This window comes from Xanthocytophaga flava (assembly GCF_030068545.1).
Taxonomy (GTDB): domain Bacteria; phylum Bacteroidota; class Bacteroidia; order Cytophagales; family 172606-1; genus Xanthocytophaga; species Xanthocytophaga flava.
In genome coordinates this window covers 570,081-592,437 of sequence record NZ_JASJOR010000002.1, presented here as the reverse complement: position 1 = coordinate 592,437, position 22,357 = coordinate 570,081, and the positions used below count along the sequence as shown (strand labels likewise).

Sequence of the window (22,357 nt, the reverse complement as noted above, 5' to 3'; positions counted from 1 at the left end):
TTACAACCAGTTATTAGTACATATTGAATGTAGATACAGAAGGATTATTTCTTGATATATTCAAAAGTCAAGGATGGTTTTGCCGTAGCATTGGACTTAAGTGCCTGATCATTCTCTGTATGTACATATGTTGCTTCAGTAGGATATCCATCCGCATTGTATTTGTAGGTAAACTGGTAGATAGCATCTCTATAGTAGTCATTAATTGTAGTAGCATTTTGTGAAACAAAGGCTCTGGCAATCATAGTATCCCACATGTAATGACAGATTATTTCATCTATTTGCTTAAGTCCAGACAAAGCTCCATTTTTACCATCAAATCCAGTATATTCGTTATCTAACCTTTCTGCTTCATCAGAGTTACGTTTAAAGTACGCCTTTGTAATATTGTTTTTACTGTCTCTTTCAAACCGGGTGTAATCTTCGCTATCCGTTTTCTTTGTAATATACCCATCCGCATTGGTTTCGTAAGTTGTAACCCACGTTTCTTCAATAAAGAACTCTGTGATTTTAGTGACCTTTCCATTCGAATATTCTACGAGGGCTATCTCTTTTCCACTTTTATCCTGTAAGCTTGTGATTTTGCCTTCACTATCATATACCATTTTCACAAATCTAACACCATCTTCACTACTGCTGTCTTTTAAAGATAGTAATTTACCATTATCATCATACTCAAAACTCGCATAGGTAGAATAATATTCACCAATATTAGTAATAGACTTAATTAAAGTTTTTGCCTCTGGTGACGGATCTTTATCATCTTTACATGAAGTCATTAAAAGTAACACTCCCGCAGAAAGGCAAAGGATAGATTTAATTGTTTTTTTCATAGGTACTGAATAAGGAATTAAAATAATTATTTGTTACAAAGTAACTATGAAAGATGAAAAGGAGCTGTGCGACTGTTTTCAGAATCTAACAAGGTAATATTATGAGAAGAAATTAATTTTGTATATTACTTTGTACCTGGAAAAGTGATATTATTCACAAATAGAGCCGCATTAATACTAATAAACATACATTTGAAATCATTTTTATATACTTTGTTTTTGTTTTGTTTGATCTATGCAAACGCATATAGTCAGAATAAGTCAAATCTGAAGATAAAAGGAAAGATAGTTGATGCTTCCAATAATTTTCCTGTAGAATTTGCAGCAGTTGCGCTTACTGATCAACAAGGTAGTAAATGCCACTGTAACAGGAACTACAGGCGATTTTGAAATAGTTGTTGCTACTGCAGGGAAATTTATGATTAGTGTCGATTTTATCAAATATCAGACAGTAATAGAAAAAGATATTGTGCTGAGTATTACAGGCAAAGATTTATTGCTTTGATACTGAACAGGCATTTGAGCTTCACAGTAAGAGTGAGATCTTGTTTCAGTAAATGACTGTTCTGATCGAGTAAGTAGGTTATTTGTATTTTGCGGACGGGAGTACATCTGAAAGGTAATACGTGATACATTTTTAAGTGTAAGAGATGACGTATCATTCAGAGAAAGAGGCTTTTCTGAAATTTGCTCAGTTTGTAAAGAGGGTATAATTTGGGTAGAAACTTTCTGTGTTTGCTTCACAAAGTGTAATGCCTTGAATAGTTCAAAGTCCATAAACTCGTATTGCTCTGCCTGTTCAAGCTTTTTCCAGATATCATAGGCTGCCTTAATGCGAATACGTACCTGATCGCGTTTCATCTCTTTCAACACATACTTAGCTGCGTTATCCTTGTCTTTTTTCTTTTCCAGCACAGCCAAATGGTATTCATTGCGTTTGTAACTGGCATTGGCTTCTTTATACTCTTTTTCTGCTTTTTTGAGTTGCTTGTCTCTTTCTTTAGAAGCTGGTTTTGCTTCCAGTTCTGCTTTTTGCTGGGTCGTGTGAGCCAATAGACTTGTCAGCAGTGCTTGGTTGGCAAGAGATTGTTCCTCATCTTTTTGAATGGCTTTGATACGTTGTGCCATTCGGAACAGTTGATAGTTCAGGCGGGCTTCATAAACTAGTAGTCCATAATATTCGGATTTGTATTTGCGAATAGCGGTTGTATTAGTGTGATAACGAGGCATATAGATTGTAAATAGTTAGTCGTTTATTGAGTGAATTATTTACCTTAAATATACCTGAATCCAACCTAGCATCCAAAAATATCAGAATAACGCTCAGAGTTAATTGTCAGGAAGTTATAGTGTTTTTTGAAAAATATTTTTGCTATTCCTTCAGTGTGAATCTGAAGAGACAATCCTAAAAGTTTGTGTGTGTCTTTATCGGTTGGTAGTGCCAGCAGAGAAGAAACATGCTCGTTGGGTACGGGAACTCGCTGCTATTCAGATAGCCTTTGCAAAATAGGCACACCTAAATAAAAAAGCAGTTGCACGTATGTGCAACTGCTCAGGCATCAAGAAACGCATAGATTCAAAAAAGCTGTAGTAAGCTACGCGGCATAGTTATATTTCAAACAATACCTGAAACAACAGGTATAGGTTTAATACGATAATGATAGAGGCTACAATCCATGTGATAGTGGTTAATAGTGGGCTATTAACAAATTTTCCCATCTTTGCTTTGCTACTGGTAAATATAACCAACGGAACCACTGCAAAGCTCAACTGAAGTGACAATACTACCTGACTGAAAACCAATAGTTGTGCAGTGCCTCTTTCTCCGTAAAGGAATGCTACCCACAAGGCAGGAATAATCGCAATCCCTCTGGTTACTAAGCGACGTAGCCATGGCTTCAGACGCAGATTCAGAAAACCTTCCATTACAATCTGTCCAGCCAATGTTCCTGTAAGTGTCGCATTTAATCCACTTGCCAGCAACGCAATACCAAATACAATAGCTGCCCATTTGGCTCCTAATAACGGATCAAGCAAATGATAGGCATCTCCAATATCTGCTACAGTGTGATTACCGGAAAAATGAAATGCTGCTGCCGCTACAATCAGAATAGATGCATTGATCAGAAAGGCAATAAAAAGGGATCCTGTTGAGTCAATACTCGCGAAACGAATGGCTTCCTTTTTTCCTTTTTCTGTATCTGAAAACTTACGCATTTTGGCTACACTGGAGTGTAGATACAAATTGTGTGGCATTACTGTAGCTCCCAGAATACCTATTGCGATATACAGCATACTAGGATTTGTTACAATCTGTGCACTTGGTATAAATCCTTTACTTAATTGAGCAATATCTGGCTGTGAAAGTAAAATCTCGTAACCAAAGCATAGGATGATAATAAAGATGATCCCACCTACTGTACGTTCCAATGCCTGAAAACCTTTGTGCTGCAATAATAGCAAAAGCATCACATCCGCTATCGTGATCAGTACTCCAATACTAAGAGGAATATTAAATAGTAGGTTGATAGCCAGTGCTGCGCCAATAATCTCAGCTAAGTCTGTCGCAATGATGGCAATCTCACATAACACCCACAAAAATATCGTAACACCCTGGGAGTAGGATTCCCGACAGGCCTGAGCTAAGTCATGACCTGTTACAATACCTAATTTAAGAGCCAGATATTGCAAAATCATAGCAAAAATACTGGAAAGGCCTATGACCGAAAGCAGAGAATAGCCAAATTGTGAACCTCCTGCTATATCAGTAGCCCAGTTGCCCGGGTCCATATAGCCTACTGCAACCAATAATCCCGGACCAATAAAAGCTTTTAGCTTACTCCAGAACCCTTTACTTTCGTCTATCGTGATGCATTCTGATGCCATTGAGTCCACTTGCGACGTCTGTACTGTATTAACAGGTTGGGAGGCAAGGGTTTGGGGCATAGATACCGAGGTAAGAAATTCTTTTACTTTTGTATTCACTTTTATGTATGGTTTTATTGCGCTTCTAATTTTAAGTAAATCTATAATAGAAAATGCATTTATCAAAACAATTTTTTAGGTTTGTCTAAATTTTAATTATAAAATATATTTCGACTACCTTTGCTATCAAGAATTGTGTTAGAGGTCTGACGAAGCGGGATGAACCTTATATGTCGTTACTAATCAGAGCTCTGCAAAGAAAAACAGAAGCAAATGGTTTCATTTACAGAAGAAAACTATCTAAAAATCATCTATAAGCTTTGTGCTTCCGGTGATAATGGCGCTACCACCAACGCTATTGCTCAATTAACCCAAACTAAACCGTCATCGGTATCTGACATGCTCAAAAAAATGTCAGACCGCCAGTTAGTTGATTATAAAAAATACCAGGGTGTTAGTTTAACAGAAGAAGGTGAAAGACTGGCATTACGGGTGATTCGCCGACATCGTTTATGGGAGGTGTTTTTGGTTGAAAAACTGAGTTTTGCCTGGGATGAAGTCCATGAACTGGCAGAAGAACTGGAGCATATTGAATCTGAGCAACTGATTATCCGGCTGGATGAGTTTTTAGGCTTTCCCCAATTTGATCCGCATGGAGATCCCATTCCAGACCAACATGGTAAGATTACCAAGGTAAAGAAAATAAAGCTTACTCACATTGAGGAAGGTTTACAATACAAGATTGTAGGAATGGAAGATACCTCAGATGCTTTTCTGCAATACCTGACCAAAATAGGAATGGATTTGTCGAGTAAAGTTACGTTAGTGGAAAAGATTGAATTCGATCAATCAATGGTACTGAACATCAACGGAAAATCCACTACAGTATCTCATAAGTTTACAGAGAATGTATGGGTGAGTGAGTTGTAACCAAGATTTTACACAGAGCGATCGGGTTAAGCCTGAATAATCTTTTCCCGAATCGCTTTGGCAACAGCCTCCGGACCGCACTGAACATGCAGTTTTTGATAGATGTTCTTCAAATGGCGGCGAACGGTTTCAATAGAGATTGAAAACTCAATCCCAATCATGCGATAAGTATAACCTTTTGCCAGTAATTCCAGCACCTGACGTTCACGAGGTGTAACATTGTATTCACTAGACGTGCGTAGAGGCTGATGAAAGGTTTGCAATACCTTTCTCGCAACACCAGGCGACATAGGTCCTCCTCCTTCATATACATCCATAATAGATTGAATCAGGTGCATGGATGTATCTTTTTTGAGTAAGTAGCCATCCGCTCCGTTACTCAGACAGGTAAAGAGTTTTTCATCATCATCAAATACTGTATGCATCAATACCCGAATGCTTACATCATACTCCTTCACTATCCGGATTCCTTCTATGCCATTTACTTCCGGCATGTCTATATCCATGACAATTACATGTGGTTTGTAGTGGCGTATATCCCAGTAAATATTGCTGCAATTGGCATAAGATCCTTTGAGTATCAGCCCCTCTGTATTGCCTATCAGCATTTCCAGCAAAGACCTTAACTTGTCGTTATCTTCATAAATGGCTACATGAATCGGATACATAAGAAGAATAAGAATAATGATATAACTAGTTAACCAATATGTATGAAAGACAACTGTGACTATATGTCTGTCTTTGAAGGATACAATAAGTGAACGTGTATTTGTAAAATACTACACAGATACAAATGAACTCTTAACAAAGAAAGCAGAGTATGTGCAGGATGTCAATAACCCTTTTTGGTCAATGTATAACAGGGAACTGTAGTCGAATAGTTGTACCCTGGCCTAAGGCTGAACGGATAGATAGAGCTCCTTTTAGATTCTCAGCCCGTTTTTGCAGATTTCGTAAACCATTTCGGTCCTGATGGCTAGCAGGGTCAAATCCTATTCCATTATCTTCTATAAGCATTTGTAGTTGATGATGGTTGACTGTAATGGTTATTCGGGCATGACTGCAATGGGCATACTTAACCAGGTTATTTATCGCTTCTTTGAATATGAGATAAAAATCCCGTCGTTTTTCCATTTCAAGTTTCAGGTTTTCGATTGAATCAGGAACCTGAATATGATAGCTTATGTTTCGGGCTTCCAGTAGTTCTGAGGCATACCTTACCATCCGTGATACGAGTATGGATAATTCATCATTGTGAGGATTTATGCTCCAGACAATATCATCCATGGAACTGCTGATACGATGTACCTCTTCCATCATTTTGTCCAGAAACGGAGAAGACACAGCAGGGTTTTGAAGGTTCTGTTTTACCATCATTCCCATAATGCTAATACCACTTAATGACGAGCCAATTTCATCATGCAGATCGGCAGAGATCCTGTTTCTGACATGTTGCAATTGCAAAATCTGTTGTACCCTGTAATGATAAAGTGCATATAGAAGTGTGAGGACAGCTACTGCCATCATAATACGGAACCACCAGGTTTCATAAAAAGCGGGTAAGATCATGATATGTATGCTGGTAATATGAGGGTTCCAGTTCCCAAAGGCATCACCTGCTTTCAGGCGCAAAGTATAGGAACCAGGATCTAGATTCGTATAATAAGCCACATGTGCCGAACCACTTTGATGCCATTTTTCTTCAAAGCCTTCCAGTAAATAAGCATACTGGTTGTTTTGTAGCTTGGTGTAATTTAAGGCAACAAAGTTGACAGTAAAGGCATTGTCATGTCTTTCGAGTTTTATAGGCTGAGTGAAATCTGTCTGTAAAACCTTATCATGTACCTGAAAACTACTGATTGCCAATGTAGGTAATACGGGCTTTTGCATCAGATTGGAGACATTTACAATGTCAAATCCATTTTTTTGTCCAATCAAGAGTTCGGTTTTATTGGGTGTGGTAAAGACACGTCGCAGTGTATTGTTTTGTGAGAGCCCGTCATTGATAGTGAAGCGGATAATACGTTTAGTGAAAGGATTATAACAATGTAATCCTTCAAAGTTACCAATCCAGATATTGCCTAAAGTGTCTTCTGCAATTCCGTTGTTCTCTCTGTCATATAGTCCATCTTTGCTGGTAAGTAGGGTAAGTAGGTTGCCTTTGGAATCAGTTTCTGTAATACTCCCCCAGCGAGCAGCCCATATATGTCCCTGATGATCCTCATAGATGGAATTAACAGTCTGATCAAAACCGGGATTATTTTTGATCGCGATAGAATCCAAACTTACAAATCGTTTTTGTTTTTCATCTGCAAGGTATAGTCCCTGATAGGTTGCAAGCCACACACGTCCTTGCCTATCCTGATATAGATCATTAATCAGATTACTATTGTGTTGAAACTGTTGCTGGGCTACTTTGCTCCAGGGAGTTACATCCCTGGTAGTCTTTGTATCTAATACATGAATACCTTCATCTGAGTTGCCGATCCAGAGACGTTGCGATTTGTCAAAGAATCCATACATAAAGAAGGACACAGAATAAAACGGAATGGTTGAACGTGCCAGCGGTGTATCCAGAAATCTATCTGAGCCAGGATCATATACAAATAGTCCTCCCCGTTTATAATCCCATCGGTTCACTCCAATCCAAAGTATACCATCTGGTCGCTGGTCAATCCAGTTAATCTCCGCCTGATGCAGATTCTGTGGGAAGTGTATGTGCTTAAACTGTCCATTTTTGCGGTTCCAATGCAGTAAGCCCTGACGAGATAACCCTAACCAGAAGCTTTGACCAGTAGAATCACGCTGGTCTGGTGTAATGACATTTACTGTTACTGAAAATTGAAGGAGATTGACAGGTAGCTGAACTTTATGAATAAGGTTACTTTGTGGATGGTATTTCAAAATGCCTTCTGATGTGCAGACCCATACAATGCCATTGGTTTTTTCCCGAAAAATATAATAGACATTATAGGCATCTGGAAACAGATTAGTAAAGTCATAGAATTTTTGTTGTTCAGGGCGATACACCCATAGTCTTTCATGGGTCCCAACCCACAAAATTCTTTGATTATTCTCATCAAACCCTTCTCTGACACAGGTAATCGCCAAAGGTCTGTTCATATCCTGAAATGTCTGATAGGTATTTGTGTGAGGATTATACTGAATGAGACCGCGATTCTCTGACCCTAACCACAGCATACCATTGGAATCCACACATCCTTTGCTAAAAACAATCGGATCATTTCTTCCGGGTATCTTGCTATCCGCACCCAGGACGCAGACAAAAGTATCTTTATTACGATCATATCTGAATAAACCGTTATCTGTACAGATTGCCCATAGTGTATGCTGGCTGTCTTCAAGAAACGATGCTTTTATCCATACATAATTTGTCTGGCGCAAAGGATAATACTTGGTTTTATGAGTAGTCAAATCCATCTGATTTATCCCTTGCATATCACTATACCATCCTTTATCATATGAATCAATAAAGAAAGATCCTGATTGTGGCCCTGAAGGTGTATGACCTGGCTTATACAAGGACTGCATGTTCATAGAGTTGGATTTGATCTGGCAGATTCCATTTCGGTCACTGGAAATCCAGATCGTATTCTGAGAGTCAGCTGCTATGCCTGTGACAAGATTGGTTTCCGGTGTTAGAAAAGACCGGAAAGTAGATCCATCGTATCGGGTAGGGCATGTGCGGGTACCAAACCACATAAATCCCTGTTTGTCTTGGGTGGCAAAATAGGTTGTATTACTGGGCAGTCCGTCCTGAATAGTAATAGTTTCAAATGAGACAGATGGTAGCTGCGCATGAACCAACGAACTGAGGAATACAAATAATAGCCAGCCTTTATAATAAAATGTATTTGTCATTAAGGAGTTTGTAAGTTGTATCTGAGTGGTACAACTGCTTATACGAAAATAGTAAATAAATGCCTGATTTTATATGTTCCGCCTATCTGACTTGTGTATAAAAGGGTATATATGTTTACTTATCCTCCTATAATTCCTCTTTTCCCCATTAAGCAGGTCAAATTATGTGTATAAAGGGTTATTGAAGACCTTCTCTGCAATCCCGTACTTAGTACATACAAAAAAGGATGAAAAATCAGCGATCAGATTAGAGGAGTTTTCTAGAGATCCGGAAATAAAGAAAAATATCTTCCTGTCCCCTGAAAGGATCACTCACTCTCTATCTTCTTAGAAAGTTCATTCCTTCGTTGTCCTTCTGAAAGAATCCTGTGACAAATAGAGTTGTGTTTACTTTCTGAGAGAAAATAATTCCAAAAGTAAAGGCCGCCGGTTTTGTCACGAGATCCTTTCAGGAGGATCGGGAGGGAGAGAATCCTTTCTGAAGGACATCGAAGGGAGAAGGGCCTTACAGGACAGGAATAGAAAATGATACTTCCAGAATGATAGGATGAGGATATATTTTTTCAGGATATGTCACAAGAAAAAGAAAAAAGAATCCTGAAAACAAAATGTGTATAAAGGGTTAGTTACATATCAAAAATACACACTTACTAAAGTATATAAACCAGAAATTGTTTATAACCAGCTAATTATGTCAAAGCCTGCCGCTCGCATTGGTGATATGCATACCTGCCCGATGATAACGGTGCTGGTGCCACATGTAGGAGGACCTGTAATGGGTCCGGGAATGCCTACTGTATTAATTGGTAGTATGCCCGCTGCTGTAATGGGAGATATGTGTACCTGTGTGGGCCCTCCCGATAGTATCATACTTGGATCTGCTACAGTTTTGATAGGTGGAAAGCCCGCCGCCAGGATGGGTGACATGACCGCACATGGTGGCCTGATTGTGCTGGGCTGCCCTACAGTTCTGATAGGTGGATAAAACAATATATTCTCTCACTCTCTAACCCTTACAATCATGTTTGACTATGGCATTGGCGGACAGGAACGCAAAATTAATGTAAGTGAAGGTATTACCGATATTCCGCAAAACCGGACACTGCTTGTTGAGAAACTTACCGATGAGCCTCCGATCCAACCGGAGATTGTATATGATCTGAAAAATGTTACAGATGTATTTGAGCATTTTCAGCCTGAGAAAGAAGTTGAATTTACAGATGAACAAGGAAGTACATTTACTGAGACACTCCGATTCCGAAGTGTAGCTGACTTTGGCAAACAAGGTCTACTTAGTCAGAGTGAATTTCTGCAAAATCTGAATCTACAGTTTGAAGATTTTCAGAAATATGTTCGACAGCTCAAATCCAATAAAATTCTGAAGACTTTGCTGGAAAATCCAGAAGCAAAGGCAGCTTACCTTGCTGCTCTTCAGCAAGCCATCAAAGAGCTGGAAGAAGGAGAATAGCCCCTTACTTTCTAACTTAAAATGATTTACCAGTCAGACAATCTAACTCTCATTAACTACAAATCACTATGGCTGAGGCAAAAGAAAATCTTCAGGCAGGACAATTGGCTGTAAAGGAACAGTTGCCTGCTATTTCACTGGAACAGGCAGGACAGAAATTAGCTAAATACGGTGGCTTTGGTATTCTGGAAACTACTATTGATGGATTACAAAACCTGAATCCTGAGAAGAAAGCCCGTAAACGCATCTTTTTAACGGATGAGTCTAAAAAAGCAGAAAGGGAAGCATTAAAGAAAAGACTGAGACTGCTTTCTGATCTGATTAGCAGTGCAGAGACTGTGCCTGAACTTATCGAAAAAGCAACCGAAAAATCTGAAACCGCTACTCAGCTACTCACCCAAAATCTAAGTAATGCGTTTGCATCCGTTCGAGACTTGGAACGGTCTTATCGTTCGGTGGCTAATTTCTTTAAGAATGCGGATCAGGACAAGTTAAAGAATGTATCGATCATGAATGCTGACATGGAGCAAGTCACCAATCTGGAAAACACTACCTTCATTGATGCGATTACAGAGGAGATTGAAAAAAACTATGATCGGCTGGACTTGCGGGATAACTATTCACTGCTGGTATTGCCAGGATATCTGGGATCTAAAAAAGTAGTAGATAAATGGGCTCGTATTGCCAATAAGAATAAAGTTATGCTGGTGACAGACTTTGAGCACCTCGATGCTCCGGAAGATGTGATAGATCTGTTTGACTCAGCTCAGCTTACAGGAGGAGATGCGTATCTGTCGAATGTGGTTATGACCTGTAACTGGTTGGTGGGAAGAGGAAGATACCAGGAAGTGCAAGAAGAAGAGGACTTATATGTGCCTCCATCAACAGCACTGGCAGGTCGGATATACAGTACACTGATGTCTCAAGTGACAGCAGGACGCAAGCATGGGTCATTGTTTGAAGTAGATGGAGTACGATTCCAATTGAAGAAAAGTGAAATCAGTGAAATTGAAAAGTTAGGACTAATTCCCATGGTGGCGGAATACGGAAAGGTAATGCCATTTGCTGCCAAGACTCTTTTCAGTGGGGATAATATTGGTTTGCAGACTTACTCGGTAGTGCGAGTATTTGATTACATCACCAAAGTACTGATTGATTTTCTGAATCGCAGAGCTTTTGAAAACTTCAATGTCAATACCCGGATGGATATTCAGAAGCAGATTACCCGCTTCTTGGATAGTGTAACAGGGCCTGGTAAACTGATCGAAAAATTTAAGGTGCTTCGGTTTGAACAGGACCCTCAGAAGAAAGACCGTATCTATCTGGACATTCATATGGTTCCTTATTTTCCTGCCAAGACGTTTGTAATCAAACTGGATGGTCAAAAAGGAGATGATCCGGATTCTGCTGACTGGAAGGCTGACTATCAGCAACAATAATCAGGATATTTTATAGACAGATAGTAAAATGGGAATGCCAGATCCAAACGGCCTTGTGGTTCCCATCTGAAAACATATTGCCGGTAGTTTTCATAAATCAGATTTCAATCTTTATGTCATTCAAAGCCTATCTTCTTTTCGATGGAGAACAGTATGAGCTCACAGCATGCCATGTGACCGTCCATCGTAAAGCCAATGTCAAGGGGCAGCCTGCATCCAAACCACTCTGGATCATATTGGTTGTGATGGACTCAATGGATGATACCAAAATAACCGAGTGGATGGTAAATCCTCATTTGCAGAAAGATGGAGAAATTGAAATATACAAAACGGATGAAGATGCCAAACTCAAGGTGATTTCTTTTCAGAAAGCATACTGTGTAAACATGATTGACAACTTCTATACAGACGTCTCCTTTATGAAGTGCTCTCTTCAGATTGTTGGAGAACAGATCTCTATAGGTGAAGCGACTCTGATAGTCTGAGTAGGTATTGACAACATTCTATTTCCTGTTTTTATGTCTTTTAAAGGTGAATTTAAAGTAGCTGGCAATACTTATGAGGTGATTCAATGTCATGTGCCACTTAGTCAGAAATTTGATCAGCGGGGACGGCCTTCATCGGGAGTACATTCTGGTCGGATACGAATTATGTTAGATGGAACGGCTGATGGAGCTTTGGGATCATGGATGGCTGATCCAACCAAAAAACAGGACGGACAAATACTATTTTACCGAACAGATCAGGTAGATACAGTTTTTAAGGAAGTGGCTTTTGAAGGAGCATATCTGATGACATTAATTGAAAGTTTTACTCTGGATAATCAGAGTTCCTCTTCATTACTGCTTGAGACAGAATTAATCAACACAGACATTGGGCCTGATGACACAAAAGATGGAGAGAGTCTGAAAAATTCATTTCGGGACTTACTAGGCTGTCAGCAAAGAACCGGCAGAAGTTACTGTATGCTGTTACGTATTTCTGCTGAGAAGATAAAAATAGATGGTGTGGAGCACACAAACTAATCTTTAAACAAACAATGCAACAGGTAAAAGCAACTATCGAACTGGAGACTGGCAAAAAGATAACGCACTATACCCGGTTGCGCATTGAACAGAGTTTGTTTACCCATCATTCATTTGAATTGGAAGTGCCTTTTGAAGAATTAGAAGATCCTAAGGAGATGTTCTTTCATCAGGCGCATCAGGATGTGTGTGGTAAGGCAATTGCCTTTTCTTTTGAACCCGTACTGGAAAAGGGATCGTTCTCTTTTGCGTTCAAAGGTATCGTCACAGAGATTGCTTTGAAAAATACAAGTGATCTGGTCAATGTGTTTTTGCTGAAAGGCTATAGTCCAACAATTCTGCTGGAAGATTGCCAAACGCAACGAACCTTTCATGATCAGACCTTTGGACAGATTGCAGAGTCTATCCTGGGTAAATATCCCCGGAACCTGATCAAACGCCGGATTGCTACCCAGCATAATGAAAAGCTGTCATATGCGGTCCAATACAAAGAAACCAATTATGCTTTTCTGAGTCGTCTGGCAGCCGAGCAGGGTGAGTGGATGTATTACAATGGAAAGGAGCTGCTGATAGGAGACCATTCATCTTCAGAGACCATTGCATTTGAAGTGAATGGGGTACAGACTTGTCACATGTCGATTTCGCTGCGCCCATCCAAGTTTAGCATGGCTGTCTATGACTATATGCAAGATGAGCAATATCTGAGTAAGTCAGCAGATCAGTCGGTAGATGGTTTGGGCAAGTTCAGCAGCTTTGCGCTGGATGAATCTACACGATTATTTGAGCAGGGCAGTGAGCAGACTTTGTACCATCCTTTTGATAATCAGCAGGCTGTTGACCAGACTGTAAAAATACGTAAGGCCGTAGAGGCAAATTACTTGGTTGATTTTCGTGGTTCTGGTGAATATCCAGACTTTTCTGTAGGAGCTGTACTGGATGTGAGTAGTGTGCGTCCACAAAAAGATGGACAGGCTACAGAGAGTTTTGGTAAATACAGGGTAACAGAAATTATCCATGAAGTGGATGGAAATGGAAACTATGTCAACCAGTTTAAAGCTATCCCGGAATCGGCTGAATATCCTCCGTCCAATCATACTATTGTACACCCTGTAGCTCATTCAGATCTGGCAAGAGTGATTGATAATGATGATCCGGAAGAAATGGGACGCATAAAAGTACAATTCCTATGGGCGTCTTCCGAACAGGAAACTGCCTGGGTACGTGTAGGACATCCCTATACAGGAGAAGGAAAAGGGATGCTTTTTATTCCAGAGATAGATGCACAGGTGGTAATTGGGTATCAGGGTAATAGCCCAAATATGCCATATGTGATTACCAGTTTGTATCCTCAAAAGAGTGGAGAAAAATATACTACTAAGGATAATACGATTAAGCAGATTCTATTCAGAGGAGGGAACATGCTGAATTTCGAAGATGATCCCAATGCCAATACACAACGAATCACCATCTCAAATATAGATAAACAGGATAAAGCAGCACTGATTATCTCCTTTGAAAATGATGGGAAAATTCAGTTGCAAACACAGGGAGATATTGTATTGGAAGCAACGAAAGATATCTCTCTGAAAGCAAAGAATATAAGCATGCAGGCAGAGGAGAAAATCAATCTGGAGGCTATGAATTTCAAACTCAGTGCCAAACAAAATATAGAGCAGGAAGCAACAGCAGCTTTAAAGTTGAAAGGAATGGAGATAAAAGCACAGGCAGATACCACAGCAGAGGTTAGTGCCAATGCACAACTAAAATTATCTTCTTCCGCTACAACAGATATATCAGGCGGAGCCTTGGTAAAGGTAGAAGCCGCACTTATCAAACTAAATTAAATCGTAACACAAAACAGCTCTGACAATGGCTTTAAGTATTCCTGATTATAAAATCTGGGTAGGCTCCGTCCTAAAATATGGCGGTATGCTGGCTGTAGTAGGCCTTGAATCGCTGGATGGGTCTATTATTCGACTAGATGATCTCAAGTCCGGTAATTCAGGTTCTCCATGGTATTGTTATGCTACACCTGGCGTACGGTTAGGCCTTGGATTGGGAGCATCTGTAGGCGTATCCATTATCCTTGTTCTGAACACTCAGTTTTATGTGGATCTGCATGGGCTTGATATCGGTGGTCCCGGACTTAATATAGCTTTTGAAGACAGATTCGGAAAAATTCCTTTATCTGAAAATGAATACAAGGCATTTGAGGCTATGGCGAAAGGGGCAATGAATATGAATCAGTACAATGGCGTCACCAATGTTGCCAATGCTGTAATTAATGGACTTAACTACTCAGGCTCTGGTCCATTGGCTTTTATGTTTGATGTGCCAGGAGCTGGGACAGGTTTGGAATTATCAGCGGTATATACCCTCGAGTATAGACTTCAGTTAAAAGCATTGACTCAATAACTAAAAGAATCAGACTTATTTATTATTCAGTTCCACTTACTAATCACTTTACCACTATGTCATCATTTAATGCAACATTACAAGTAGAAGGCGGAGAATACGATGTGTTAAGCTGTAACTTCTCATTTGGTCAGGCTACTGACGACAAAGGCCGTCCGGCATCCAATGTAAAAGGAGGTAATCTGTTTATTCAGATTGTTACCAGTGATGATACCGCTCTTTTGGGCTGGATGATTGATCCCTACAAAAAGACCAACGGGAGTATTGTATTTAAAAAGATAGACGAAGACTCTACTTTAAAAGAAGTCAAGTTTGAAGACGCTTACTGTGTAGGCTATTCCGAGTCTTTCAATTCTACCTCTGCCAGTGCCATGACTGTCAGTCTGAATATTTCCGCCCGCAAAATAGAAGTAAGTGGCGTGGCCCATGAAAATCATGCCTGATCATAGATCTGATACTCTATTATTCAATTCCTAATCTAAACCCTATTGACAGGTGAAAACTTCTGTTAAGCCAACAAAAGGTATTCTGTATATGGCAGGCATGATCCTGCTACTGATTCTGACTGGATTGCTTGGACTTTTATCCCCTTTGGCAATGCAGGGTTGGTATTTATTGGCTCAATTGCTTGGGTTTGGGTTAGGTATTGCACACTTATTTCTGTTGTATCGGTTTTTTACTGCACCGGAGACGAATCAAGATCTCTATGGCCTGGGTTTAACACTCATTGTACAGATTCTGGGAGGAATAGGCATATGGCTTTTGTATCTCCTGGTTTTTGAGACTGGCAATGCCGGATTTGCTACCTGTGTAATTCCATTTGTTATACCCTATCTGTTTGCCTGGACTTATAGATCCTATCGGGCTATTCCGGGGGCTGAATACAAAAAATGGTACTATCCATTGGGCGGAGCTATGCCTGATCTTGATCTGATTGACCTGTCTAAAATTCTGGTTGTACAGTTTGAATTTCCCAAACGGGCTACAGATGCTGCTACAACTAATTTTAAGGCGAAGGCTCCTTTACAGATGCCATTGGGAGAGTTGTTTCTGATATTTCTGAATGACTACAATGAACAAAATGGTGTCAATGGAATTCAGTTTACAGATTCACAGAACCGTCCTTATGGATGGCATTTCTATGCAGTCAGAGGGCGATTCTTTCCTAGGCGTTACTTCGATCCGGATCTGACATTCCAGCAGAATAATATACAGGATAACTTCATCATCAAAGCAGAACGAAAATGATCTGACTGAAATAGTTCAGGTAATACACAATTTTAAGACTATAAGGTCATCTACAACCTATAACCAAAGCTATTCTTACTACTATTTCAATTATGAATACATCGAAACCATTATCGCTGACTGTTTTTATGGCCTTATTGAGTGTCCGGATAATGGCTCAAATGGCTGCTTCTCCGGAAGTTACCCCATTTTCATCCGAGTCAGCCAATAAAAAGTCTGCTGCTGAAAATAAGTTTTATGTAAAGGCATATGGATTTTATGGCTTGCTTACACCGGGTGGCTTTAGCGGACAGGGGGTAGATCCATCCAGTACGTATTCCTATAGTTCGGGCACCTACACCACAAAGAGTTCTGATTACAAAGTAGATAAATCATTTGGGGCTGGCCTGCGGGTAGGAGGTGGAGTCGGGTTGGTTGTCAATGACTTTATTAATATAGGTATAGATGGTGAATATATTCTGGGGGAGACTGCTACAGAAAGTTTTACTACAACTTCTGAGTATCGGAACAATTCTTCTGAGCCAACTACCAATTATATTGCTAAAGTGCAAAAGGACTATGACTACACAATTGTAAATATTATTCCTAATATTACCTTTAAGGCTGTATCTAAACCTGAATATTATATCTATAACCGATTAGGGCTTTGTATAGGGATTCCTACTACACTATCCTATGTAAATACCTCTAATTTTACTTATCCTGACAATCCTTCTGCACGATATGAAATTGAGATGACCAATGAACTGGAGAAAAAGGTAGGATTTGGCTATCAGGCAGCTTTGGGTATCCAGTTTCGTATTGTAGATCAGTTACGGGGTTTTGTAGAACTGGTTATCTCCAGTGTGCAGCTTAAATCTAACAGCTCAGAAGTTACCAAAGCACAATATAGTTATGTCGATGGCAATACCAGTCAGATTGATCAGCCTGTGGAAATAGACGAGTCTCAACGTCGGACAGATAATCTGAATCTGAAAATACCTGTGTCTTCTGTTGGCCTGGGTGCTGGAATCGCTTTTCGGTTTTGAGGCTTACTACTTGAAAGGACGGTTTGCTATGCCTAAGAGCTATTACACATTACCTCTGCGACTCGACGAGATTTTGCAGAAGAAAATGCATACACAATGTGGTTTGCGGGAGTCAGTTGCTCAGAATCTGTTTCTGCTCCTTACTACACATTTTCGGGAGTCACGCTTTGATGGAGAATATGGGTGTAGTATTTGGGAAGAAGATTTTAGCCTGCAATCAAGCAATCGTTGGAAAGATGAAATTGTAAAATCAGTCACAACTACTATTGCAGAATATGAAAAGCGTCTTGCCAATGTACGGGTACGGGTAGAGATGGAAGATCATGAGTTTACATTGGGAGAGCATAAACGCAGGATTAAACGTCGGCTGGGAATCTGGATTGATGGAGTGTTAACTCAGACAAACGAAAAATTTGAGTTTTACAAGGCATTCTATATCTCTCCTTTATCTTTTTGATGTAAGTGAGCTGTCTATGTACACCATATTATAGTACTATTCCAAACACTACATTCTATGCAATCAGATATTTTGTCTTCCAAAAGTTTTATGCGGGCACAGGTCAAAAACCGGATGCTTCGTCGTGCTGCGGAGTTATGGGGATACTCTGAAACAGAACTGGAAGCTTTTGATCCGTTGGTTGCATTGTTAATTGAAGCATGTGCTGTTGAGTTTGAGAAAATTTCCGCAGAGATCAGTGAAACACAGAACCGTCTGCTCAATCGGTTGGCACAACTGATGAATCCTGAAGTTGAAACTGCCAGAGCTGCATATGGTATTCTGCAAATGCGTTCCATTGAGCCTGTTAGTGCTGTAACCCCCGATTCTCAGTTTGTCTTTCGGTTGCGCAATACCGATCGTACTGTGCGTCAGACAGAAACAGATGTATATTTCTCTCCTTTGCGTAAGCTACCCCTATTTAATGCATCTATTGCCTATATAGCTTCTTCACATACACTATTTCAGATCGAAGAAGGGGTACAAAAAGTAGCTGTTGCACAGGCGAAGTCAGGCTATATCGCTTCCTTTCAGACTCTTTGGATTGGGCTGGAACTGGACGAAGATATTACCAGTTTACAACAACTGTCTGTTTATTTTGACTGGCAAAGTCATCCGGAGCGGGATACATGGTACAAGTATCTTCCGTTTAGTGAATGGTATAATGGACGCCATAAATTAACTACTCAGATGGGTTTGCCTCAAACAAATCTGTCAGACTTTGCTCTGACTTCACTTGAAAAAGAACTAGACGGAGTAAAAAAGCTGGAAAAAGAAACCGAATGGCAGTTTGAAGGTCAGTTTGTTACTATTACTGGTGGATCAGAGATCGAAAGAAAGCTTTATCCGGAGGAGTTGGAACAATGGTTTGGGCAAAGTGCTCTAAAATCCATTCGAAAGCCTTTGTGTTGGATACAGATCCGTTTCTCGCAGGCTATTTCTACAGAGGCTTTGAATAGTTTACTCTGTTCGGTCAATGCTATCCCGGTCATGAACAGAAAGCTTAACAAGCTTACCTATAAACTTCAGCCAAATTTCAATATCATTCCTTTGGAGGCAAATGGATTGTTTCTTGGAATACGGGATGTAAGAGATAGTAATTCATTGCGTTTGCAGTCTGTTCCTTTAGGTAACCTGCTGGAATTACAAGCCCGAACCTACACCTTACAATATGGCATAAACCGCTTTGATGACCGGAATGCGCGTGAGATGCTGACCAATATGCTGGATACAATCCGGGACGAAAGTTCTTCATTCTCAGCTTTAGGTGAAGATTTTCTTTCCTCTGTTATCCGGGAGTTGAATCAGACCATTGCCCGTCTGGAAACAAAGGTAGGAAGAGAAGATATACTGGAATCTCCAGTGCCCTATCTGGTAATTAAACAATCACAACAGAGTGAAAATGTATTTGTAGAATACTGGACTTGCCATGGAAGCCAGGCTAACCGGATTCCGGTAGGAAGTAAACTATCCGCTTATTCAGATGCCAATGTGCAAAAAGACAGAATTTTTCTGCTTACTACTACTCAGGGAGGAAGGGATCGGTTAAAGGCTTCTGAAAAAATTAATCATTATCGGAAAGCTTTGTTATCCCGGAACCGGATTGTGACGCTGGAAGATGTACGGGCTACCTGCCTGAAAGAACTGGGGGATATGGCGCAAGCTGTAGAAGTACATAGAAGTTTCATGATAAGCAATGCTCCTAATGCAGGTTTTGTGCGCTGTATTGAGGTTATTATCAAGCCTGCCAGAGGTATAGAACAAACTGCCAGAGAATGGGAACAACGTGGATTGCAGTTAAAAGCTATACTGGAAGCACAGGCAGTGGGTAACCTGCCTTTTCGAATCATCTTTTCATAACTGACGATGTCTGCATTAGATACATATATTGATCAGATTAACCGGTTGCCTGTCGACATTCGTGCAGAGGTACTGCTTGCCAATCTATTGGAAAATGGTTTGCCAATGGAAGAGTTGCTAATTCTTCCAATCGGATTGTTCAAGCGAAATTTTCAGAATGATATTGGAAAAGCCAGAGTAGAAGAAATGACGCGGTCAGGGCAGAAGAGACTTTGTCTGGAAATAAACCGAGATGGATTATATGATTCGTTGCCAGAAGGAATTTTTCATCAGCCTAGCCAGAATAAACCTCCTGCAAACAAAAAAGAAGTTCTGAAGGAGATAAAACAGCAACAGGAAAGGGAAAATGCTGCCCGACGCTTTTTTCTGCCTTTGGAACAGGAATACTATCGGTTGCGGGTAAAGCTTATTCTGGAAGAACGTAAATATTTATTTGAGGGAGAGGGGTTCTTTGAAGGTGATTTATTTTCAGAGTTCTGGAATTTTCCGGCGTTTCTAACTCCTTCTCAGATTCATAATCTGTTATATCTGCTGCCAATGGTGCATCGGATAGCAGGTGACTGGGAACAAATACGATTAAGTTTTGAAACGCTACTGGAAGATACTGTCAATATTATTCACAAGCCTCCTCTATGGTATACCGCGGAACAACCTGCTATCGGACTGGGAGAGATACGGTTAGGGGTAGATTGGATCATGGGTGACGAATATGTAGAGGTACATTCCTCTGTATTGATTCAGGTGCTACCAACAGATGCACACCGCATCCAAGCATATTTACCGGGAGGGCCTGGTGAAAAGCTAATCCGGTATTTGAGCCAGTATCTGTTTCCAATGGAAACAGACTATAAAATAGAAGTGAAGTTACTAGTTGATAACGAGGTGTTTGTGGTAGATGAAGAAACATATAATGGACGGTTAGGATATACTACTTATCTGTAATGACAACTCCTCCTATACAATTTTAAAGATTATTGGTTGAGATAGCAGACTACCTATTTATAAAAGAAATACGCATGATTACTGAACTGAAATATTTTCCGGTAAACTGGGTAGATGGGATGAAAATCTCACGCCGTCATTTTGAACAGAATGAGTTTTTTCTGCATGATGCATTGCGTGATGTATCAGCACTGGACCTTACCAGCTACAACTATGGAGTTTTGCCTCTGGCTGATGCCTTGAATGTACAGATTATATGTGATTACAATCAGAATATTCAGGCAAAGGTATTGAGTTGCAGAGCTATTGTCCCTAATGGCAGCCGGATAGAATTATATAATACGATCCCCCTGCAGTTGCAAACGACCTTGAAAGCGATTACGGAGAAGTTTTCTATGCAGACGTTTGTTAACCAGGAGTTTGATCTGATTGTGAGCATTAACCTGTTCAAAAGGATTCCGGTTGGAGAACCTATTGTTGATGAAATGCCCCCCCGGTATCCGTTTACCCGTCCGGAACTACAGTTGAGTATTATGCCATCTGAAGCTGTTAACACCGATGAACTTTCTAACGGATTGATTATTGGACGGATTATTCATAAAAATGGCGAGTTGCAACCTGTGACTGATTATTTACCTGCGTGTACTTCTGTGAGCAGTCTTTTTCCAATGCGGGAATGGTATGCTGCCTTTCAGAATCATCTAAATCTACTGGAAACCTATACAACAAAGGTGTTTCAAAAAACCAGAGATAAAGCCAATCGAACAGATTTAAGTGACTCAATTGGAAGTTTTTCAGAAGAGATTCTAAAAGAAGTAAGTCGATATCGCTTTGGGTTCAAATGGCGTATCCCTCAGCAGGCACCTATTCATATGTTGGAAACAATGATGCAGCCAGTACAACTGGTACAAACGTTTCTGAACTGTAGGCCTGCCAAAGAGAGAGAAGAGCTATTGACTTATCTCAGTGAGTGGATGGATTTGGTACCTGGTGCCTTCGAAAATCAGATTAAGGCTGTGTTACAGCTCGAATATGATCATACAGAACTGGGTAGGGTATTTGCAGAGGTTGATGCATTTTATAAGACTCTGGTAACTGTGTTTTTTAAGTTGTCTCAACTGGAGATAATAGGTAAACGCAAAGGTCAGAATGTCTTTATTATAGAACATCAGGTGAATGAGCAAAAGAATCCTGAACCTTATAAAAATCGTTGGAGTCCCATCTGAAAACCTATTCTTTTATACTTACCTATTATGGCAATTCCATTGTTACGGGGAAATCCGGATCAGAATCAGCTCTGGGTTTCTATTTATTCACAAGAACTAGAGTCTGATGCTCTTTCCAGAGAAAATGCAGGATATTATTATTCGTGTGGTAGCCTGAGTGAGCTTCAGGACATCTTTGATGGCTTGATTAGGAGAGGTGTACATGTAAGCCGCCTTTTGTTTGACACACATGGAAATTCCGGAAAAATAAAGCTTGGCAATCAGGCATTGGCAGTATGCAATATTGAAAGCTGGCTGGCAAACCGAAATTATGAAACCATTTTCAATGCTAATTCCCGCATTCTGTGTAATGGTTGCAATGTGGCAGAAGGGACAGACGGATCTGCTTTTTTACAAAAAATGGGACAAATCTACCTACGTACAGGTGGAGGGACGGTTAGAGGATGGACTTCTCCAGGATTTGCAAGTTTTGTCGATGGACATGTAATGCATTTCTGGGGCGATCTGAAAACGGTTACTATCGGGAATGGAGGACAGGTTATTTCAGAAATGATTGAATAGGTATTCCTGAATAAGAAGGATGATAATTGGAAATTTAATGGTTACGAATACTTGTAATGGCACACTAACAAGTTAGAGC

21 protein-coding genes are annotated in these 22,357 nt (G+C 40.1%); 16 read left to right on the top strand and 5 right to left on the bottom strand.

The window, feature by feature from the left end; genetic code table 11:
* Positions 1-44 precede the first annotated feature (44 nt).
* The 3 genes from QNI15_RS05130 to QNI15_RS05120 all read right to left on the bottom strand — a co-directional run bounded on the left by QNI15_RS05130 (position 45) and on the right by QNI15_RS05120 (position 3,719).
* The gene (locus QNI15_RS05130) at positions 45-833 is read right to left on the bottom strand and encodes a hypothetical protein (RefSeq protein ID WP_313999162.1); all 789 of its coding nucleotides are present in this window, start codon (positions 831-833) and stop codon (positions 45-47) included.
* Between the two features lie 444 nt (positions 834-1,277).
* Complete coding sequence (locus tag QNI15_RS05125) at positions 1,278-2,063, bottom strand: hypothetical protein (protein ID WP_313999160.1); 786 nt, start codon at positions 2,061-2,063, stop codon at positions 1,278-1,280.
* 378 nt (positions 2,064-2,441) lie between these two features.
* Positions 2,442-3,719: an Nramp family divalent metal transporter gene (locus QNI15_RS05120; RefSeq protein ID WP_390902160.1), complete on the bottom strand. Its 1,278-nt coding sequence runs from the start codon at positions 3,717-3,719 to the stop codon at positions 2,442-2,444.
* Between the two features lie 312 nt (positions 3,720-4,031).
* Here QNI15_RS05120 and QNI15_RS05115 point away from each other — a divergent pair, with 312 nt between their 5' ends.
* Positions 4,032-4,688, top strand: a complete 657-nt coding sequence (locus tag QNI15_RS05115; RefSeq protein ID WP_313989475.1) for a metal-dependent transcriptional regulator — start codon at positions 4,032-4,034, stop codon at positions 4,686-4,688.
* A gap of 26 nt (positions 4,689-4,714) precedes the next feature.
* Here the strand turns inward: QNI15_RS05115 and QNI15_RS05110 are convergent, their stop codons facing one another.
* Together QNI15_RS05110 and QNI15_RS05105 are read right to left on the bottom strand one after the other, a co-directional pair.
* On the bottom strand, positions 4,715-5,356 hold the full coding sequence (locus QNI15_RS05110; RefSeq protein WP_313989476.1) for a response regulator transcription factor: 642 nt from the start codon (positions 5,354-5,356) through the stop codon (positions 4,715-4,717).
* 181 nt (positions 5,357-5,537) lie between these two features.
* The gene (locus QNI15_RS05105; RefSeq protein WP_314030854.1) at positions 5,538-8,570 is read right to left on the bottom strand and encodes a ligand-binding sensor domain-containing protein; all 3,033 of its coding nucleotides are present in this window, start codon (positions 8,568-8,570) and stop codon (positions 5,538-5,540) included.
* A 691-nt stretch (positions 8,571-9,261) separates the two neighbouring features.
* On the opposite strand from QNI15_RS05105, the gene QNI15_RS05100 reads away from it, so the two are divergent.
* From QNI15_RS05100 to QNI15_RS05030, 15 genes are all read left to right on the top strand, one after another.
* Entirely contained in the window at positions 9,262-9,555 is a 294-nt protein-coding gene (locus tag QNI15_RS05100; protein WP_313989479.1) for a PAAR domain-containing protein, read from the top strand.
* A gap of 36 nt (positions 9,556-9,591) precedes the next feature.
* The gene (locus QNI15_RS05095) at positions 9,592-10,038 is read left to right on the top strand and encodes a hypothetical protein (RefSeq protein WP_313989480.1); all 447 of its coding nucleotides are present in this window, start codon (positions 9,592-9,594) and stop codon (positions 10,036-10,038) included.
* 68 nt (positions 10,039-10,106) lie between these two features.
* The gene (locus tag QNI15_RS05090; RefSeq protein ID WP_313989482.1) at positions 10,107-11,477 is read left to right on the top strand and encodes a DUF5458 family protein; all 1,371 of its coding nucleotides are present in this window, start codon (positions 10,107-10,109) and stop codon (positions 11,475-11,477) included.
* 113 nt (positions 11,478-11,590) lie between these two features.
* Positions 11,591-11,962: a type VI secretion system tube protein TssD gene (gene tssD / locus QNI15_RS05085; protein ID WP_313999152.1), complete on the top strand. Its 372-nt coding sequence runs from the start codon at positions 11,591-11,593 to the stop codon at positions 11,960-11,962.
* Positions 11,963-11,995: 33 nt separating this feature from the next.
* Entirely contained in the window at positions 11,996-12,502 is a 507-nt protein-coding gene (tssD, locus tag QNI15_RS05080; protein ID WP_314030852.1) for a type VI secretion system tube protein TssD, read from the top strand.
* Positions 12,503-12,516: 14 nt separating this feature from the next.
* Positions 12,517-14,346 (top strand): type VI secretion system Vgr family protein, encoded by a 1,830-nt coding sequence (locus QNI15_RS05075; protein WP_314030850.1) that lies wholly within the window; start codon positions 12,517-12,519, stop codon positions 14,344-14,346.
* Between the two features lie 25 nt (positions 14,347-14,371).
* Positions 14,372-14,917 (top strand): hypothetical protein, encoded by a 546-nt coding sequence (locus QNI15_RS05070; RefSeq protein WP_313989487.1) that lies wholly within the window; start codon positions 14,372-14,374, stop codon positions 14,915-14,917.
* Between the two features lie 56 nt (positions 14,918-14,973).
* The gene (tssD, locus tag QNI15_RS05065) at positions 14,974-15,360 is read left to right on the top strand and encodes a type VI secretion system tube protein TssD (protein ID WP_313989489.1); all 387 of its coding nucleotides are present in this window, start codon (positions 14,974-14,976) and stop codon (positions 15,358-15,360) included.
* Positions 15,361-15,412: 52 nt separating this feature from the next.
* Positions 15,413-16,165, top strand: coding sequence for a TssN family type VI secretion system protein (locus QNI15_RS05060; RefSeq protein WP_314030848.1), 753 nt, complete (start codon positions 15,413-15,415; stop codon positions 16,163-16,165).
* A 92-nt stretch (positions 16,166-16,257) separates the two neighbouring features.
* Positions 16,258-17,193: a hypothetical protein gene (locus QNI15_RS05055; protein ID WP_314030846.1), complete on the top strand. Its 936-nt coding sequence runs from the start codon at positions 16,258-16,260 to the stop codon at positions 17,191-17,193.
* Positions 17,194-17,221: 28 nt separating this feature from the next.
* Positions 17,222-17,650 (top strand): GPW/gp25 family protein, encoded by a 429-nt coding sequence (locus tag QNI15_RS05050; RefSeq protein ID WP_313989494.1) that lies wholly within the window; start codon positions 17,222-17,224, stop codon positions 17,648-17,650.
* Positions 17,651-17,707: 57 nt separating this feature from the next.
* Entirely contained in the window at positions 17,708-19,549 is a 1,842-nt protein-coding gene (locus tag QNI15_RS05045) for a type VI secretion system baseplate subunit TssF (protein WP_314030844.1), read from the top strand.
* A gap of 6 nt (positions 19,550-19,555) precedes the next feature.
* Positions 19,556-20,491, top strand: coding sequence for a type VI secretion system baseplate subunit TssG (locus tag QNI15_RS05040; RefSeq protein WP_314030842.1), 936 nt, complete (start codon positions 19,556-19,558; stop codon positions 20,489-20,491).
* Between the two features lie 74 nt (positions 20,492-20,565).
* Entirely contained in the window at positions 20,566-21,717 is a 1,152-nt protein-coding gene (locus tag QNI15_RS05035; protein WP_314030840.1) for a hypothetical protein, read from the top strand.
* A 27-nt stretch (positions 21,718-21,744) separates the two neighbouring features.
* On the top strand, positions 21,745-22,278 hold the full coding sequence (locus tag QNI15_RS05030) for a DUF4347 domain-containing protein (RefSeq protein ID WP_314030838.1): 534 nt from the start codon (positions 21,745-21,747) through the stop codon (positions 22,276-22,278).
* The last annotated feature ends 79 nt before the right edge of the window (positions 22,279-22,357 follow it).

Excerpts from the sequence above, each read along its gene's own strand:
- QNI15_RS05090 (WP_313989482.1), top strand. The coding sequence starts at position 10,107 with ATGGCTGAGGCAAAAGAAAATCTTCAGGCAGGACAATTGGCTGTAAAG.
- QNI15_RS05095 (WP_313989480.1), top strand. The coding sequence starts at position 9,592 with ATGTTTGACTATGGCATTGGCGGACAGGAACGCAAAATTAATGTAAGT.
- QNI15_RS05035 (WP_314030840.1), top strand. The coding sequence starts at position 20,566 with ATGATTACTGAACTGAAATATTTTCCGGTAAACTGGGTAGATGGGATG.
- QNI15_RS05130 (WP_313999162.1), bottom strand. The coding sequence starts at position 833 with ATGAAAAAAACAATTAAATCTATCCTTTGCCTTTCTGCGGGAGTGTTA.
- tssD (WP_314030852.1), top strand. The coding sequence starts at position 11,996 with ATGTCTTTTAAAGGTGAATTTAAAGTAGCTGGCAATACTTATGAGGTG.
- QNI15_RS05070 (WP_313989487.1), top strand. The coding sequence starts at position 14,372 with ATGGCTTTAAGTATTCCTGATTATAAAATCTGGGTAGGCTCCGTCCTA.
- tssD (WP_313989489.1), top strand. The coding sequence starts at position 14,974 with ATGTCATCATTTAATGCAACATTACAAGTAGAAGGCGGAGAATACGAT.
- QNI15_RS05040 (WP_314030842.1), top strand. The coding sequence starts at position 19,556 with ATGTCTGCATTAGATACATATATTGATCAGATTAACCGGTTGCCTGTC.
- QNI15_RS05050 (WP_313989494.1), top strand. The coding sequence starts at position 17,222 with ATGCCTAAGAGCTATTACACATTACCTCTGCGACTCGACGAGATTTTG.
- QNI15_RS05105 (WP_314030854.1), bottom strand. The coding sequence starts at position 8,570 with ATGACAAATACATTTTATTATAAAGGCTGGCTATTATTTGTATTCCTC.
- QNI15_RS05120 (WP_390902160.1), bottom strand. The coding sequence starts at position 3,719 with ATGGCATCAGAATGCATCACGATAGACGAAAGTAAAGGGTTCTGGAGT.
- tssD (WP_313999152.1), top strand. The coding sequence starts at position 11,591 with ATGTCATTCAAAGCCTATCTTCTTTTCGATGGAGAACAGTATGAGCTC.
- QNI15_RS05115 (WP_313989475.1), top strand. The coding sequence starts at position 4,032 with ATGGTTTCATTTACAGAAGAAAACTATCTAAAAATCATCTATAAGCTT.
- QNI15_RS05075 (WP_314030850.1), top strand. The coding sequence starts at position 12,517 with ATGCAACAGGTAAAAGCAACTATCGAACTGGAGACTGGCAAAAAGATA.
- QNI15_RS05055 (WP_314030846.1), top strand. The coding sequence starts at position 16,258 with ATGAATACATCGAAACCATTATCGCTGACTGTTTTTATGGCCTTATTG.
- QNI15_RS05125 (WP_313999160.1), bottom strand. The coding sequence starts at position 2,063 with ATGCCTCGTTATCACACTAATACAACCGCTATTCGCAAATACAAATCC.
- QNI15_RS05045 (WP_314030844.1), top strand. The coding sequence starts at position 17,708 with ATGCAATCAGATATTTTGTCTTCCAAAAGTTTTATGCGGGCACAGGTC.
- QNI15_RS05030 (WP_314030838.1), top strand. The coding sequence starts at position 21,745 with ATGGCAATTCCATTGTTACGGGGAAATCCGGATCAGAATCAGCTCTGG.
- QNI15_RS05100 (WP_313989479.1), top strand. The coding sequence starts at position 9,262 with ATGTCAAAGCCTGCCGCTCGCATTGGTGATATGCATACCTGCCCGATG.
- QNI15_RS05110 (WP_313989476.1), bottom strand. The coding sequence starts at position 5,356 with ATGTATCCGATTCATGTAGCCATTTATGAAGATAACGACAAGTTAAGG.